The sequence below is a fragment of the Pseudomonas sp. HP_08 genome (genome assembly GCF_055284095.1).
The window spans coordinates 141985-157793 of sequence record NZ_JBTOQC010000023.1 but is presented as its reverse complement, the minus strand read 5'-3'; the positions used below and the strand labels follow the sequence as shown (position 1 = coordinate 157793).

Sequence of the window (15809 nt, the reverse complement as noted above, 5' to 3'; positions counted from 1 at the left end):
GACAGCGCCCTGTTACAACAAGCATTTCGAGAAGCGCCACGCCCCTTGCACTGCCTAATTCGGAAGCCCGCATGCAGACTTTTTTCATTGCGCCCACAGATTTTGGTGTGGGCCTGACCTCCATCAGCCTTGGCCTGGTCCGCACGCTTGAGCACGCAGGCCTCAAGGTCGGCTTTTTCAAGCCCATCGCCCAGCCGCACCCAGGCGATACCGGCCCGGAGCGCTCCACCGAACTGATTGCCCGCACCCATGGCCTGAAACCGCCAAAACCACTGGCGCTGGCGCATGTCGAGCGCATGCTGGGCGACGGTCAGCTCGATGAGCTGCTTGAAGAAATCATCAGCCTTTATCAGCAGGCGGCTGTCGGCAAAGACGTGCTGATCGTCGAGGGCATGGTGCCTACCCGTAGTGCCAGCTACGCGGCACGGGTCAACCTGCACCTGGCCAAGAGCCTGGATGCCGAGGTGATCCTGGTCTCGGCGCCGGAAAACGAAGTACTCACCGAACTGTCGGGCCGGGTCGAGTTGCAGGCGCAGATGTTCGGCGGCCCTAAAGATCCGAAAGTGCTGGGCGTGATCCTTAACAAGGTGCGCACCGATGAAAGCATGCAAAGCTTTGCGGCGCGCCTCAAAGAGCATTCGCCGCTGCTGCGCAGTGGTGATTTCCGCCTGCTGGGCTGCATCCCCTATCAGGCCGACCTCAATGCCCCGCGCACCCGTGACGTGGCCGAACTGCTGGGCGCCCAGGTGCTCAACGCCGGCGATTACGAACAGCGGCGCATGTCGAAGATCATCATCTGCGCGCGCACGGTGGTAAACACCGTGCACCTGCTCAAGCCCGGCGTGCTGGTGGTGACGCCCGGCGACCGCGACGACATCATCCTGGCCGTGAGCCTGGCGAGCATGAACGGCGTGCCGCTGGCGGGCCTGTTGCTGACCAGCGAGATCGTGCCGGACCCGCGCATCATGGAGTTGTGCAAAGGCGCGCTGCAGGCCGGTCTGCCGGTGATGTCGGTGACCACCGGCACCTACGACACCGCCAACCGCCTTAATCAGCTCAACAAGGAAATCCCGGTCGACGACCGGGAGCGCGCGCAGATCATCACCGATTTTGTGGCCGGGTATCTGGATGCCGACTGGCTGCACCAGCGCTGCGGTACGCCGCGTGAGTTGCGCCTGTCGCCCGCTGTATTCCGTTACCAGTTGATCCAGCGCGCCCAGGCCGCCAACAAACGCATCGTGCTGCCTGAAGGCAACGAGCCGCTGATCATCCAGGCCGCGGCGCTGTGCCAGGCGCGTGGCATTGCTCGCTGTGTGTTGCTGGCCAGGCCCGAAGAGGTGCATGCAGTGGCCAAGGCGCAAGACATTGTCTTGCCGCCGGGCCTGGAGATTCTCGACCCGGACCTGATCCGTGAGCGCTATGTCGCGCCCATGGTCGAGCTACGCAAGAGCAAAAGCCTTAATGCGCCGATGGCCGAACAACAGCTGGAAGACCCGGTGGTGATCGGCACCATGATGCTGGCGCTCGACGAAGTCGATGGCCTGGTCTCGGGGCTGGTGCACTCCACCGCCAATACCATTCGCCCGGCCCTGCAACTGATCAAGACCGCGCCCGGCTGCCGACTTGTGTCGTCGGTGTTCTTCATGCTGTTCCCCGAGCAGGTGCTGATCTACGGCGACTGCATCATGAACCCGCACCCGGACGCTGAGGCGCTGGCGGAAATTGCCCTGCAAAGCGCTGACTCTGCGCAAGCGTTCGGCATCACCCCACGGGTGGCGATGATCAGTTACTCCAGCAGCCATGCCGACCACAGCGACGAAGAGGTGGAAAAGGTTCGCGAAGCCACGCAACTGGCCCGCGAGGCACGCCGTGGCCTGCTCATCGACGGCCCGTTGCAGTACGATGCGGCGGCCAACGAGAACGACGCTCGGCAACTGGCGCCCGACAGCCAAGTGGCCGGGCGTGCCACGGTGTTCGTGTTCCCGGACCTGAACACCGGCAACACGACCTACAAGGCCGTGCAACGCAGCGCCGACTGCGTCACCCTCGGGCCGATGCTGCAAGGTCTGCGCAAGCCGGTCAACGACCTGCCGCGCGGCGCTCAGGTCGACGATATCGTGCACACCATTGCACTGACCGCGATTCAAGCCGACACACTGTCCTGATAAACCTGCAGATGCCGATGCGTTGAGCCCGGCATCGTTTCTTTACCTGGAGTTATTCATCGTCATGGCTTTCTTGCCTGCTCCCTTGCGTGGCGTTATTGCCTCGCTGCTGTTGGCACTCAACACCGTGGGCTGCTGCATCCCGTTGTTTGTGGTGACCCTGTTCAAGCTGTGCCTGCCCTTCCCGGCCGCCCGGCGTTTTTGCGACTGGCTGATGAGCCATATCCAGGAAACCTGGATCAGCAACAACAATGCCTGGATCCGTCTGCTGGGCCGCACCCAGTGGCAGGTCAGCGGCCTGGAGAAACTCGACTACCAGCATTCGTATCTGGTGACCAGCAACCACCAGAGCTGGGTCGACATCATCGTTTTGCAGTACCTGCTCAACCGCAAGATCCGCCCGCTGAAGTTTTTCCTCAAGCAGGAACTGATCTGGGTCCCGGTCATAGGCCTGGCCTGGTGGGCGCTGGGCTTTCCGTTCATGAAGCGCTATTCCAAGGCATACCTGGCCAAGCACCCGGAAAAGCGCGGCAAGGATCTGGAAACCACCCGCCGCACCTGCGCACGCTTTCGCGATAACCCGGTGAGCATTTTCAACTTCGCCGAAGGCACACGTTTTACCAAGGCCAAGCACGCCGAGCAGCAGTCACCCTTTCGCAACCTGCTCAAGCCCAAGGCCGGCGGTATCGCTTTTGTACTCGATGCGATGGGCGAACAACTGGAGTCTATCGTCAATGTGACGCTGCACTACCCGCAAGGCCGTTCAGGCTTCTGGACGCTGCTATGCGGCGAGCTGAACGAGGTGGTCGCGCACATTGAAGAAATCCGTATCCCGACACAGTTCATCGGCAAGAACTACGACCAGGACGAAGCCTACCGCCGGGAATTCCAGCAGTGGATCAATGCGCGGTGGGAAGAGAAGGACCGGCTGCTGGACCAGTTGAAAGCCCGGCAGCCAGGAGACAGGACTTAGTATTGCTGGCCTGGAATCGGCTTGAGGTTGACTTCTACGCGGCGATTTTGCGCCCGGCCATTGGCGTCAGCGTTGCTGGCGATCGGTTGGTCGGGGCCGGCACCACGTACTGACAAGTGACTCTGGTCGACACCTTGAGACGTCAGGTAGGTCGCCACACTCTGCGCACGTTGCTGCGACAGGTCCATGTTGTGCTGGCGGCTGCCGGTGCTGTCGGTATAACCGATGATTTCGATGTTGTTCTGGTTGAACTGACGCAGTGAGCCCGCCAGGTTATTCAGCGGCGAGTAGAAGCTGCTGGAGATGGCCGAAGAGTCAGTGGCGAAGGTGATATTGCCCGGCATGATCAACTTGATCTGGTCGCCCTGACGCTGCACTTCGACGCCGGTATTGGCCATCTTGGCGCGCAACTCGGCTTCCTGGCGGTCGGCGTAATAGCCATAGCCTGCCGAGGCTGCACCCACTACGGCGGCACCGATCAGCGCACCCTTGCCGCGGTTGTTATGGTCGATGGCCGCACCGGCCACGGCACCTGCCAGCGCACCCAGCCCACCGTATTTGGCGGTGCGGCTCACGCCTTGTTGTTGCTCGTTATTGCCATAGCCTCCCTGCCCCTGATTGTCGTAAGGGTTGGGCGAAGCACAGCCAGCCAACAGGGCCACAGCCGTGGCAGCGATGATCAGACGCGGTGAGGTCAACATGGAAAAAACTCCTGATTTCAGTGAACGCTCATGGCCCTTTGGAACACGTATCCAGGCAAAAATTCCTTGCCCTGCCAAGCCTCTGCCACTGGCGCCACCTTAAAACAGGCCCCCAATTACCGTAATGAAAGAAATTTTAATCAGGTTTCTGACGTCAGAAATTCAAATTGTCGCAACACTCTGATTTATTTAGGGAACCCTCGAACAACAAGTTCCTGACGCTTTTTTAATGTCATGCAAGATCACAAAAGCACGCCATATACTGGCAATCAGAGATCAGATCTTTCCTGATGCCGTCCAAGGGGGCCACCAACATGCCCGGAATTACTCGCCCGATCGGGCAATCTGCTGTTCCCACCTTCCCCACTATGAGTCAGGCATGGATTGCCAGTGCGACCGTCGAATAAATCGGTGACCGGCCATGCTAAGAAAAATACCGGTTTGCGAACTCGTACTGGGTATGCACATTCACGAATTCTGCCGCCCATGGAGCGGCGACCCGTTCTGGGGCGATCAGGTCGAAGCGGTCCTGCGCGACGCTGATGTGCTGGAACGCATCCAGCGCTCTGACACCCGTGAAGTCTGGATCGACACCAGCCTGGGCAAGGCACCTGCCAATAACGCCATGGCGCCGAATGAAAACACCGCGCCTGTCAGCCTGGAAAAGGAACTGAACCGCGCGCGGCTGATTTGCGGACGCGCCAAGCACGCCGTGATGACCATGTTCAGCGAGGCCAAGATGGGCCGGGCCATGAACGTCGCCGACGTCGGGCTGATGGTCGAGGAAATTTCCAACTCGATCGTGCGCCATCCGCATGCGCTGATCAGCCTCTCGCGCTTGAAAAGCTCCGACGAATACACCTACATGCATTCGGTCGCGGTCTGCGCCCTGATGGTCGCCCTGGCCAGACGCATGGGCCTGAGCGAAGAGCAGGTGCGCGATGCCGGTGTAGCGGGCCTGATGCACGATGTCGGCAAGATGCTGATGGACCCGGACATCCTCAACAAGCCCGGGCGCCTGACCGACGACGAGTTCGCCGCGATGAAATCGCACCCCGAAGCCGGGCTGAAGATTCTCGAACAGAGCCAGCCGGTAATCCCTGCCGCGCTGGATGTGTGCCTGCATCATCACGAGAAGTTTGACGGCTCAGGCTACCCGCACGGCCTCAAGGGCGAAGACATCAGCATCTTTGCCAGGATGGGCGCGGTCTGCGATGTCTACGACGCAGTAACCAGCGACCGCCCCTATAAAAAGGCCTGGGAACCTGCCCAGGCCATTCGTGAGATGGCGTCCTGGAAAGGTCATTTCGATGAGCGGATCTTCCAGCATTTCGTCAAGACGGTAGGCATCTACCCGGTGGGCGCGCTGGTGCGCCTGGAAAGCGAGCGGCTGGCCGTGGTCATGGAACAGAGCGAACAGTCGCTGTTGATGCCCAGGGTCAAGGTGCTCATGTCGGTGCGCACACGCAAGCCCCTCGAGCCACGGATCATCCAGTTGGGCAAGTGCACAGAGGCGGACAGTATCGTCAGGATCGAGTCCCCCGGCGACTGGGGGATCGAGAACTTCAACGAGCTATGGGCGGGGCCTGCGCCGCATTGATCAGCCTGACCCGCTGGCCTGGGTGCGCAGCTTCATGCGCACTCAGCAGTGCATAAACCTGTGGGGATCTATCATTGCCAGTATGTTTTTCTTACTCGTCGCTATTCTTACAGGCTCTCTGCTCTTCCTGTCAGGCCCCGCTGCGATTGCCGCACTCTCAGCCGTGAAGCTTATGAATTGGGACGATCACCACTTCGTTACCGTCGACGGCAAGTACCGGATTAGCGAGGCACATACCACCGACCTCACCCGCCTCCCTAACAAGGATCTGTTCGAGCAATATCTGGCCTTTTTACGTACCGTCGTCGCGCCGCACGCAGAATTCACCGAAACAGTCTGGAAGTGGTAACCCGCCAACCTCACGTCCCAGAAAACAGCGCTGCGTCATCGACACAGCGCTGTCAGGCGATCAATCAGCGCACGCCGTCCTGACGCAATGCGTTAGCCGTAAAGTCGCTGGTATTGGCCTCGAATCCAAACTCGTAGGCACGCGCCTCTTCGTTTTTCATGCCCAGCGCCATGTAGCGGCCCGATTGCAGGTCGTACAGGGTTTCGACCACATACCACGGCACTTGCTTGTCGTAGTAGTTGACCGCATGCGCCTCGGCCACACGCCATAGCTGGTCGCGGCCATCGTAGTGGTCGATAACCGCCGCTTGCCAGGTGTCTTCGTCGATGAAGAAGTCGCGCTTGGCATAGATATGCCGCTGGCCGGGCTTGAGGGTGGCGGTTACGTGCCAGACACGGCGCAGTTCGTAACGGGTCAAATCCTGGTTGATGTGCCCGGCCTTGATGATGTCGTCGTACTTGAGCGAGGTGTCATCGAGTTTGTGGCTGTTGGCCGGAATGTACAGTTCCTGCTTGCCGACCAGTTTCAGGTCATAGCGATCCGGCGCGCCGTTGTACATGTCGAGGTTGTCGGAGGTGCGCGTGCCGTCGGAAGCGGTGCCCGGTCCGTCGTAGGCCACTTCCGGGGCCTTGCGCACACGGCGCTGGCCGGTGTTGTAGACCCACGCCGAGCGCGGTTCCTTGACCTGGTTGAGGGTTTCGTGAACCAGCAGCGCGCTGCCGGCCAGGCGCGCCGGCGCGGTGACCTGTTGTTTGAAGTAGAACAGGATATTGCCCGGATTTTTCGGGTCGTAGTCCTTCATGCGGTCGCGGAACACGAACTGGTCGCTGAACTTCACGATCAGGTACGAGCCGTTGGGCTGTGGCGTGGCCTGGGTGACCAGGCGCTTGACGGTGCCGCCGCGGTAACGGGTGATGTGGTTCCAGATCACCTCGACGCCGCTGGCCGGAATCGGAAACGGAATGGCCGTCTCGAAGTTTTCCAGGCCGTTACCGCCATCGGTCAGCTTTGTGTTGGTGGCGTTGCGCTTGATCGCGGCAAGCACTGTGTCCGGCACCGTGGCCCCGCGATGGCTGGGGTACACCGGTATGCGATAGGTTTGCGGGTAGCGCTTGAACATCGCGTACTGCCCCGGCGCCAGCTTGCTTTTGTATTGCTCGACGTTGCTTGCGGTAATGACAAACAGCGGCTTTTCACTGGCATACGGGTTAGCCAGGAAGCCTTTGCTGTCCACGGCGCCGGCGTTTTTCGGCATCGGGCTCCAGGCCGGGATGCTGTTGTCGGCGTTGCCGGCTTTTTCCGCGCCCATGGGCGTCAGCGAGGCACCGAGCTTTGCGGCTTCGGATTCCGATACCGCGGCCATTACACCGGTCGCCAGCAGCGACAACCCCAATACACCGGCCTGTAACAGGCCTTTGGTCATTTTCATATTGATAGTCCTGAAAACCGATGTTTAGAAGTTCACGCCAAAGCTGAGCGCCACAAAATCGCGGTCATCCACCGTGGTGTACTTGCCGTCGAAGAAGTTGGTGTAGAACAGGCTCGCGGTGTAGGTGTTCTGGTACTCGGCATCGAGCCCCAGGCTGACCGCCTTGCGACCTTCCTCGAAGTTACCGCCAGGGCTTGGCGAGTAACCCTTGACGTCGTGAGACCACGCCACGCTGGGCCGCAGGTTTACCCCGGCAAGTACGTTGTTGTAGTCCCAGATCGCCCGGGCGCGGTAGCCCCAGGAATTGCTGGTGGTGAAGCCGTCGTTTTCGCAATAGCGGGTCAGGTTGTTCTGCGCGGTGCCGGTCAGCGTACCGGCGTTGAGCGCCGCACATTGGCCGTTCGGCAGCGGGCCCGGCCCGTACACCGGATCGCGGCCATAACGCAGCTTGGAGGTGCTTTCGAGCCCGCCGACATGGGTCCAGCCCACCTCGCCCACAACCGTCAGCCGTTCGGCGCCCATTACCTGATCGAAGAAGTGCGTGAAGGTGGTCTGCAGTTGAGTGATTTCCTTGCGCGAGTAACCCGGCTGATCGGTCTCTGGCCGGCCATTAAGCAGCGAAACGCTGGGGTTGAGCGGTGACAGGCCCGAATACAGGATGTCGGTGGTGTTGATCTGCACCGGCGCGTTGGGCCGGTAGCTGATTTCCCCGCTCCAGGCCGTGCCGGTGGGCAAGGTGGTGGAGAAGCTCAGGCCATACAAGCGAATGTCTTCAGGGTATTCGACGTAGTAACTGGAGTTGCCGGCGACCACCACCGGCAACAGGGTCGGCGCCAGGGCTGCGGCGGTGGCGGCCGGCAAGCCGTTGCGCATTAGCGAGCCGACCAGCGACGAGGCGCTGTAGGCACTGGCTGAGCCGCCACGACCGCTGAAAATCGGCAAACGGCTGTGGTAATTCATCATGTAGGCGCCGAACTCGGTGTTCAGCGGTGCGAAGTTGTAGCGCATGGCCAGGCCGAACTGGCCGCTGTCGCGGGCATCGCGGTCAGGACCACGGCGTACGATCACGCCTTCATCGGGCGAGCCGAAGGTTGCGCCCTGCTGGGCCAGCGCATTGAACGCCGCGCCCCGCGCCGCTGCGGGCAGGCCGGCGGCGGTCAGCGCCGAGTTCAGGCCGCTCTGGCTGCGCAGTACCGCCAGGTTGCTGCTGCAGCCGTCGGCGATCACATCAGGCTGCGAGAAGAAGGTGCCGCAGTTGTCGACCACCGTCTGGTCCCATTCCAGCTGGTAGAAGCCCTCGGCGGACAAATCCTGGGTCAGTCCCTGGGACAGATAGAACATGTTGACCGGGATCAGGCCTTCCTTGATCTCGGAACCGGGCCGGCGAAAGGCTGAAACATCGATCGGGTTGACGCTGTTGATGCCGCCGCCAATAAACGTGCTTTCACCCCAACTGACCACCTGCTTGCCGAAGCGAACGGTGCCCGGCTCGTCGCCGAGCGAGTAGCGGTGATAGACAAAGGCATCGAGCAGTTGCGCGCCGGACGACTTGGCGCCTTCCTTGCGGTTGGAATCGCTGATGTCCTTGAACTCGCGGCCTTCATCCTTGAGTTCGAAGTCGTACCAGTACTTGCCACGCAGAAACACACCGGTGTCGCCGTACTTGAGTTCAAGGTCATGGATACCCTTGAAAACTTTTGAAAAGGTTTCGCCGCGTTTAAAGTTCAAATGGCCGTCGTCAGAGGTCTGCGACAGGCCACGGCCGCCGTTGTTGGCGCCGATCAGGTTCTTGTTGGGGCTGGCTGTCGACCAGCTTGAACCGATGGAGAGCGACGAGTCGAAGCTGCCTTCGATTTCACCGACATTGAAACTGACGCCGAAGGCGGGGCCTGCAAGCGTTGAGGCAAGGCTGACGGCCAGAGGCAATCGTGCCCGGCGCCAGAAGGGGGTTGCTGTGGTCATCGTCGCTACTCCGTGTGCTTTTATTTTTTATGGCACTCAGGACGCCCGGTGCTCCAGTCCAAACCGGGGGCATGCTTAATCTGGCAATTACGTGTTGCCACGTCCTTGTGCCGACTCCTCTGAAACACATAAACAGCATCATCAGGCCCGCCGACTCTTACCCGAGAGCGCGACAGGCTTCGAGGGAGAATGGCTGAATATGGCGATTTGGCAAGCGAAGTGTAAGACCCGTCTTACAGAACACTCTGCCGCGCGTTGAGCGCGCGGCAGAGAGCAGGATCAGAGTGTAGACAGCAAAGCGCTATTACTGTTCTGCCACTCGGCGATGTCCACGCGCATGCGCTTCTTGTCGAGCTTGCCGACGCTGGTCTTGGGAATCTCGGAGACCACGGCAATCTGTTGCGGAATCGCCCACTTGTTCAGATGGCCCTGCTCGACAAACGGCGTGAGGTGTTCCTTGAGCGTTGCCGCATCCAGCGGCTGGCCCTCATGTGCAACCACCAGGGCAAAGGGTCGCTCGCCCCACTGTGGATCGGGAATACCGACCACGGCGACCTCGCGCACCGCCGGGTGACGACTGCACAAATCCTCCAGCGCCAGCGAGGACAACCACTCGCCGCCGGTCTTGATCACGTCCTTGATGCGGTCACGAATGTCGATGAAGCCGTAGTCGTCCAGCGTGGCGACATCGCCGGTGTGCAGCCAGCCGCCGGCCCACAGTTCGCGGCCTTTTTCCGGCTCGTTCAGATAGTTTTCGGTCAGCCAGGGCGCGCGCAGTACCAGCTCGCCCTGGGTCTGACCGTCGGCGGGCAAAAAGTTACCCTCCTCGTCGACAATCGCCGCATCGACCAGCATGCCCGGCACACCGGCCTTGATCTTGAAGCGAATGCGTTCGTCCTCGGAGCCTGCAAGCAACTCTTCGTTGAAATGCGCGACGGAAATCAACGGCCCGGTTTCCGACATGCCATACGCCGCGGTCAGCTCGATACCCTTGGCCTTGGCTGCCAGGTACAGGCTGCGCGTCAGCGAGCTGCCGCCGATGATGATCTTCCAGCCACCGAAATCCTTGTCTTTGGCGCCTTTGGCGTTGAGCAACATCTGCAGGATGGTCGGCACGCAGTGCGAGAAGGTGACCTTTTCCGTCTCCCACAGGCGCACCAGCAATTCCGGGTCGTAACGTCCCGGATAAACCTGCTTGATGCCGAGCATGGTGGCGGCATACGGCATGCCCCAGGCATGCACATGGAACATCGGCGTGATGGGCATATAGACATCGCCGGAGCCCAGAACCCGCTCCTTTTCGACGCAGCCCAGGATGGAAGCCACGCCCAGGGTGTGCAGCACCAGTTGCCGATGGGTGAAATACACGCCCTTGGGATTGCCGGTGGTGCCGGTGGTGTAGAAGGTGGTCGCTACCGAGTGCTCGTCGAAATCGGCGAATTCGTATTCGGGACTGGCATCGGCCAGCAGCGCTTCGTACTCACCGATCAGGTTTGGCAGCTCGACGGGCTGGTCCGGGGTGTCGGTGAGCAGCAGGGTTTTCTCGACGGTGGTCAGGTGCCCGGCAATACCCTGATACAAAACAGCGAACTCGCTGTTGACCAGCACCACGCGATCGTCGGCGTGATTCATGGTGTAGACGATCTGCTCCGGCGACAGGCGCACGTTGATGGTGTGCACCACCGCGCCAATCATCGGGATGGCGAACATGCACTCAAGATAGCGGTGGCTGTCCCAGTCCATGACCGCGACGGTGTCACCCGCCTTGACTCCGGCTGCACTGAGGACATTGGCCAGGCGCCGGACGCGCTGGTTAAGGGTGGGATAGTCATAGCGGACTGAATCGCGGTACACGATCTCGCGGGTTCTTTCATAGCGGCTGCCGGAAACCAGCAGGCTTTTGATCAACAGCGGGTACCGATAAGCGCCTTCGGCTGGCGCAAGAACGCGAGTCTGCAACATAAGAGTCCCTTTCCAGAGTTCACAGGCGAAGCTCCAATATGGACGCTGATGGTCTGTCTCGCCAGTTGCATTGATCAAAGGGACAATTTGCCGACCCATGCGCCATTGCAGCGCACGGGCCGGACGCCAATTATCCCGCTTGCGTGAACGCCAGCTTCACGCCAAGCGCCACCAGCACGGCGCCCATGGCGCGGTCGAACCAGTGGCCCATGCGCGCAAAGCCTGCGCGCACTCGTTCCTGGCTGAACAGCCGCGCCACCATGCAAAACCACAGCGCCGTGGCGATGGCCAGATAAACGCCATAACCGCCCTGCACCAGCAGCGGCGTGTGCGGGTCGATGACCACGGTGAACAGCGACAGGAAGAACAGCGTTGCCTTGGGGTTCAGACCATTGGTGACAAAACCGCTGACATAGGCGCCACGCGCCGAGCGCTCGACGCTCTGCGCCTTGATATTTTCGGCCGACGCGCTGGCAGGTTTCGCGCGCAGGGCCTTGATGCCGATGTACAGCAGATAAGCGGCCGCCGCCCACTTCAAGGCGTTGAACAGCATGATCGACTGGGAAACGATGATGCCGATACCCAGCAGCGAATAGCCGACATGGACAAAAATCGCCGAGCCCACGCCCAGCGCCGCCCAGGTGCCGGCCTTGCGCCCGTGGGTCACGCTCTCGCGCACGACCACGGCAAAATCGGGACCGGGACTGGCCACGGCCAGCAGGTGAATCAGCGCAACGGTCAAAAACTCAGCCCAGTACATGGAATTCTCCGGGGACGAACAGCCTGACTGCGGCAGATAAAAACTGTCTGCGCGATCTACAGGCTGTGATAGAAAAAAGGTCTGCAACCATACAACTCCAATTCCTCCCACAAAAGGTACAGCGATGAGCAATGTCGGCAGAGCAGTTTTTCTTGATCACACCTCTCTGGATCTGGGCGATCTCGACCTGAGCGTTCTGGAGGGCAGCTTTGCCGAACTGGTGCTGCACGCCAGCACCACGCCCGATCAGGTCAGCGAGCGTCTGCACGGTGCGCAGGTGGCGATTACCAACAAGGTGAGAATCGACGCCAGCACCTTCGCTGCCTGCCCGCAGCTCAAGCTGGTGCTGGTTGCCGCCACCGGCACCAACAATGTCGACCTGGTTTCAGCCCGGGAACACGGTGTGACGGTGTGCAACTGCCAGGGTTATGGCACCGCCTCGGTCACCCAGCACACCCTGTTATTGCTGCTGGCCCTGGCCACGCGCCTGCCCGATTACCAGCGCGCGGTGCAGCAAGGGCTGTGGCAGAAGTCTTCGCAGTTCTGCCTGCTCGATTTTCCGATTGTCGAGCTGGAAGGCAAGACCCTAGGCCTGCTTGGCCACGGCGAGCTGGGCGGCGCGGTGGCGAAACTGGCCGAGGCGTTCGGCATGCGCGTGCTGATCGGCCAATTGCCAGGCCGCCCGGCCCGTGCTGATCGATTGACGCTGGATGATCTGTTGCCGCAGGTCGATGCCCTGACCCTGCACTGCCCGCTCAACGAACAGACCCGGCACATGATCGGCGCCCGTGAACTGGCTCTGCTCAAGCCGCATGCACTGGTGGTCAATACGGCACGCGGCGGGCTGATCGACGAACAGGCGCTGGCCGACGCCTTGCGCAACGGACACCTGGGCGGCGCGGCAACCGATGTGCTCAGCGTCGAGCCGCCGGTGGATGGCAACCCGCTGCTGTCCGGCGATATCCCGCGCCTGATCATCACCCCGCACAGTGCCTGGGGCGCCCGCGAGGCCCGGCAACGTATCGTCGCGCAGATTGCTGAAAATGCGCAGGCATTTGCCAGTGGTACGCCGGTAAGGGTGGTTGCCTAACCTGTTAAACTGCGCCCTTTTTCAGGAGCCAGGACATGGACCCGCGCAGTGAAGTGATACTCCGCCAGCCCGAGCTGTTTCAGGGAAAGGTGCTGCTGGCCGGGCTGCCGGCCGATGACTTGATGGGCAAGCTGCCCAATGCCCATGGCTGGTCCTGGCATGCCGGTGATCGGGCGGCGCTCGATGCGCGTTTCGAAGGCCGCACGCATTTTGGTACCGAACACCCGGCCGATGAGTTCGAGGCCGTGGTGCTGTTTTTGCCCAAGGCCCGCGACCTGACCGACTATCTGCTCAATGCCCTGGCCTCACGCTTGGCCGGGCGTGAGCTGTTTCTGGTCGGCGAAAAACGCGGCGGGATCGAAGCCGCCGCCAAGCAACTGCACCCGTTCGGCCGGCCGCGCAAGCTCGACAGCGCCCGGCATTGCCAGCTCTGGCAGGTCAGCGTAGAAAACGCCCCGCAAGCGCAAACGCTCGACAGCCTGGCCAGGACCTATGAAGTCGAACTGGCCGACGGTCCATTGAGCGTGATCAGCCTGCCCGGCGTGTTCAGCCACGGCCGGCTGGATCGCGGTACGGCGCTGTTGCTGGAGCACCTGGACAAAATGCCCGGCGGCTCTTTGCTGGATTTCGGCTGCGGTGCAGGCGTGCTGGGGGCTGCGGTAAAACGTCGCAACCCACAGACTGAAGTGGTGATGCTCGATGTCGATGCGTTTGCCACCGCCAGCTCCGCGCTAACGCTGGCGGCCAATGGCCTTCAGGCTCAGGTAGTGACCGGCGATGGCATCGATGCCGCCCCCAAGGGCCTGAGCACGATTCTGAGCAATCCGCCCTTTCATGTCGGTGTGCACACCGACTACAAGGCTACAGAAAACCTGCTGAAAAAAGCCCGCGAACATCTGCGATCCGGTGGCGAACTGCGCCTGGTAGCGAACAGCTTCCTGCGTTACCAACCGATGATCGAAAGCCAGTTCGGCACCTGCGAAACGCTCGCCCAAGGCAACGGCTTCAAGATTTATCGCGCCCGTCGCAGTTGAAAATAAGCGCTTGCCCAAAGCGTTTTGCGAAGGCAGAATCCGCTCCGTCCTAGGGGAGTAGTCTCCCACGAGCACCCAGCTCGAATGGCATGCATCAACATACTTGGTCCACCGACCATGGTGCATGCGACCCGGAATCCGCAAAGACGGATCAGCGGTTTGACAAGACCTATGACACGCACACCTTACCGGGCGGGAAGGCTGTACGTGTCATAGCCGTGTCGACCCGCCCCCAGGAACCCTGATGCTGGAATCGCTACTTATCCCTACCGCTGTTGTGGCGCTCGCCGAGATCGGCGACAAGACCCAACTGTTGGCGCTCATTCTCGCCGCCCGCTTTCGCAAACCCTGGCCGATCATCGCCGGTATCGTGGCCGCCACATTGGCCAACCATGCTGCTGCCGGTGCCGTGGGCGCCTGGTTCAGCCAGTATTTCTCGGATGTGGTTTTGCACTGGGTGCTGGCCGCCAGCTTCACCGCCACGGCGCTATGGACACTGGTGCCGGACAAGATGGACGAGGACGAAGCGAGCACCAAGCGCCAGTTCGGCCCGTTCATGACCACGCTGATCACCTTCTTCATCGCCGAAATCGGCGACAAGACCCAGATCGCCACCGTGATGCTCGCCGCGCAGTATGATTACCTGTCACTGGTGATCATCGGTACCACGGTCGGCATGCTGATCGCCAATGTGCCGGTGGTGCTGGCGGGCAATTTCGCCGCCGACAAACTGCCCTTGACGCTGATACGCCGGCTCGCCGCCAGCGCCTTTTTCGTCCTGGCACTGGTGGCGGTGTACAAGGCCATGCAGGTGAGCGGCTGGGTTTAGTTCTTCGGCGCTTGCTGGTAAAGCGGCATGACCTTCGGAATTGCCGCATTCAACGAGGCCATGCGGCTTTCGGAGGCCGGGTGAGTGCTCATGAATTCAGGCTGCGAACCGCCTGATTTCTGGGTCATCTTCTGCCACAGGGTGATTGCAGCATTGGGGTTGTAGCCCGCGCGGGCAGCCAGTTCCAGTCCCAGCAGATCAGCTTCGTTCTCGTTGCTGCGGCTGTTGGGCAGGGTCAGGCTGTAATTGACCACGGTGTCGGCCAACGCCAGGCTGTTCTCGCCCAGCCCCAACAGAGCACCTGCGCCTTGCTTGGCCATTTCTACGCCATATGCCTTGGACATGGCTTCACGGCCATGCTCGCGCAGGGCGTGGGCGATCTCGTGGCCCATGACCGCTGCGATCTCATCGTCGCTCAGGTTGAGCTGGTCGATAAGACCCGAATACACAATGATCTTGCCGCCAGGCCCGCAGTTGGCATTGAGGTCATCGCTCTTGATCAGGTTCACTTCCCACTGCCACTGCGCCGCATCCGGGCGTAGCTTCGGTGCCTGGGCGATCAGCCGGTGGGCGATGGCCTGTACCCGCTTGGCGTTGTTGCTGGTGGTGTCCAGCACACCCTTGCTGGTCGCCTCACTGACTGTCTGCTGGTAAGACTGGGCATACATCTGGTTGACCTGATCGGTCGACAGCATGCTGAACATATACTGCTTGCGCTCAACCCCTACCGAGTCGCCACCGGTGGTGTTGACTGCCTGGCAGCCAGCCAGCAACAGCGTGGCGCTCAAGGCAGACAAAGCAAAATACTGACGCATTACTGGACTCTCCTATCAAACGTGGCGGTCATGCTAGGTCCTGCAGCAATTCTGCGCCAGAGACCAGCCAATTGCCCTATTGGTCCATCATGACCGGGCCTTGGTTCCGTGGCTGCCGGTAATCAACGCTTGCCTGCCTG

General features: G+C 61.0%; 13 protein-coding genes and 1 riboswitch. Of the genes, 7 read left to right on the top strand and 6 right to left on the bottom strand.

The genetic code is table 11. From position 1 onward, the window contains the following. Positions 1 to 71 precede the first annotated feature (71 nt). On the top strand, positions 72 to 2165 hold the full coding sequence (gene pta, locus ACYAS9_RS19565; protein WP_463569899.1) for a phosphate acetyltransferase: 2094 nt from the start codon (positions 72 to 74) through the stop codon (positions 2163 to 2165). Positions 2166 to 2229: 64 nt separating this feature from the next. Further along, complete coding sequence (locus ACYAS9_RS19560) at positions 2230 to 3138, top strand: acyltransferase (protein ID WP_463569898.1); 909 nt, start codon at positions 2230 to 2232, stop codon at positions 3136 to 3138. Here ACYAS9_RS19560 and ACYAS9_RS19555 read toward each other — a convergent pair. Continuing rightward, positions 3135 to 3839, bottom strand: coding sequence for an OmpA family protein (locus ACYAS9_RS19555; RefSeq protein ID WP_463569897.1), 705 nt, complete (start codon positions 3837 to 3839; stop codon positions 3135 to 3137). The genes ACYAS9_RS19560 and ACYAS9_RS19555 overlap by 4 nt on opposite strands. 421 nt (positions 3840 to 4260) lie before the next feature. On the opposite strand from ACYAS9_RS19555, the gene ACYAS9_RS19550 reads away from it, so the two are divergent. Both ACYAS9_RS19550 and ACYAS9_RS19545 read left to right on the top strand, forming a co-directional pair. Next, entirely contained in the window at positions 4261 to 5439 is a 1179-nt protein-coding gene (locus ACYAS9_RS19550) for an HD-GYP domain-containing protein (RefSeq protein WP_463569896.1), read from the top strand. Positions 5440 to 5473: 34 nt separating this feature from the next. After that, positions 5474 to 5788: a hypothetical protein gene (locus ACYAS9_RS19545; protein ID WP_463569895.1), complete on the top strand. Its 315-nt coding sequence runs from the start codon at positions 5474 to 5476 to the stop codon at positions 5786 to 5788. A 64-nt stretch (positions 5789 to 5852) separates the two neighbouring features. Here ACYAS9_RS19545 and ACYAS9_RS19540 read toward each other — a convergent pair whose 3' ends face one another. The 4 genes from ACYAS9_RS19540 to ACYAS9_RS19525 form a co-directional block, all read right to left on the bottom strand. Next, entirely contained in the window at positions 5853 to 7217 is a 1365-nt protein-coding gene (locus ACYAS9_RS19540; protein ID WP_463569894.1) for a DUF1329 domain-containing protein, read from the bottom strand. Between the two features lie 24 nt (positions 7218 to 7241). Continuing rightward, a complete protein-coding gene (locus tag ACYAS9_RS19535; RefSeq protein WP_463569893.1) occupies positions 7242 to 9179 on the bottom strand; it encodes a DUF1302 domain-containing protein in 1938 nt (645 codons plus the stop codon). A gap of 279 nt (positions 9180 to 9458) precedes the next feature. Further along, positions 9459 to 11141, bottom strand: coding sequence for a fatty acid--CoA ligase (locus ACYAS9_RS19530; RefSeq protein ID WP_463569892.1), 1683 nt, complete (start codon positions 11139 to 11141; stop codon positions 9459 to 9461). Positions 11142 to 11271: 130 nt separating this feature from the next. Then, positions 11272 to 11901 carry a LysE family translocator gene (locus tag ACYAS9_RS19525; protein ID WP_463569891.1) on the bottom strand — a complete coding sequence of 210 codons (630 nt, stop codon included), beginning with the start codon at positions 11899 to 11901 and terminating at the stop codon, positions 11272 to 11274. A gap of 124 nt (positions 11902 to 12025) precedes the next feature. Between ACYAS9_RS19525 and ACYAS9_RS19520 the strand changes: the two genes are divergently transcribed. The 3 genes from ACYAS9_RS19520 (at position 12026) to ACYAS9_RS19510 (ending at position 14854) form a co-directional block, all read left to right on the top strand. After that, entirely contained in the window at positions 12026 to 12991 is a 966-nt protein-coding gene (locus tag ACYAS9_RS19520; protein ID WP_463569890.1) for a 2-hydroxyacid dehydrogenase, read from the top strand. Between the two features lie 35 nt (positions 12992 to 13026). Then, entirely contained in the window at positions 13027 to 14025 is a 999-nt protein-coding gene (locus ACYAS9_RS19515) for a methyltransferase (protein WP_463569889.1), read from the top strand. 39 nt (positions 14026 to 14064) lie between these two features. Continuing rightward, a riboswitch (yybP-ykoY riboswitch) is annotated at positions 14065 to 14165 on the top strand. Positions 14166 to 14269: 104 nt separating this feature from the next. After that, on the top strand, positions 14270 to 14854 hold the full coding sequence (locus ACYAS9_RS19510; RefSeq protein ID WP_463569888.1) for a TMEM165/GDT1 family protein: 585 nt from the start codon (positions 14270 to 14272) through the stop codon (positions 14852 to 14854). Here ACYAS9_RS19510 and ACYAS9_RS19505 read toward each other — a convergent pair. After that, a complete protein-coding gene (locus ACYAS9_RS19505; protein ID WP_463569887.1) occupies positions 14851 to 15669 on the bottom strand; it encodes a M48 family metallopeptidase in 819 nt (272 codons plus the stop codon). The two genes, ACYAS9_RS19510 and ACYAS9_RS19505, sit on opposite strands and share 4 nt — an antisense overlap. Positions 15670 to 15809 lie beyond the last annotated feature (140 nt).

What these genes read in the sequence shown, in the direction of transcription:
- pta (WP_463569899.1), top strand. Translation starts at nt 72, where the DNA reads ATGCAGACTTTTTTCATTGCGCCCACAGATTTTGGTGTGGGCCTGACC.
- ACYAS9_RS19560 (WP_463569898.1), top strand. Translation starts at nt 2,230, where the DNA reads ATGGCTTTCTTGCCTGCTCCCTTGCGTGGCGTTATTGCCTCGCTGCTG.
- ACYAS9_RS19555 (WP_463569897.1), bottom strand. Translation starts at nt 3,839, where the DNA reads ATGTTGACCTCACCGCGTCTGATCATCGCTGCCACGGCTGTGGCCCTG.
- ACYAS9_RS19550 (WP_463569896.1), top strand. Translation starts at nt 4,261, where the DNA reads ATGCTAAGAAAAATACCGGTTTGCGAACTCGTACTGGGTATGCACATT.
- ACYAS9_RS19545 (WP_463569895.1), top strand. Translation starts at nt 5,474, where the DNA reads ATGCGCACTCAGCAGTGCATAAACCTGTGGGGATCTATCATTGCCAGT.
- ACYAS9_RS19540 (WP_463569894.1), bottom strand. Translation starts at nt 7,217, where the DNA reads ATGAAAATGACCAAAGGCCTGTTACAGGCCGGTGTATTGGGGTTGTCG.
- ACYAS9_RS19535 (WP_463569893.1), bottom strand. Translation starts at nt 9,179, where the DNA reads ATGACCACAGCAACCCCCTTCTGGCGCCGGGCACGATTGCCTCTGGCC.
- ACYAS9_RS19530 (WP_463569892.1), bottom strand. Translation starts at nt 11,141, where the DNA reads ATGTTGCAGACTCGCGTTCTTGCGCCAGCCGAAGGCGCTTATCGGTAC.
- ACYAS9_RS19525 (WP_463569891.1), bottom strand. Translation starts at nt 11,901, where the DNA reads ATGTACTGGGCTGAGTTTTTGACCGTTGCGCTGATTCACCTGCTGGCC.
- ACYAS9_RS19520 (WP_463569890.1), top strand. Translation starts at nt 12,026, where the DNA reads ATGAGCAATGTCGGCAGAGCAGTTTTTCTTGATCACACCTCTCTGGAT.
- ACYAS9_RS19515 (WP_463569889.1), top strand. Translation starts at nt 13,027, where the DNA reads ATGGACCCGCGCAGTGAAGTGATACTCCGCCAGCCCGAGCTGTTTCAG.
- ACYAS9_RS19510 (WP_463569888.1), top strand. Translation starts at nt 14,270, where the DNA reads ATGCTGGAATCGCTACTTATCCCTACCGCTGTTGTGGCGCTCGCCGAG.
- ACYAS9_RS19505 (WP_463569887.1), bottom strand. Translation starts at nt 15,669, where the DNA reads ATGCGTCAGTATTTTGCTTTGTCTGCCTTGAGCGCCACGCTGTTGCTG.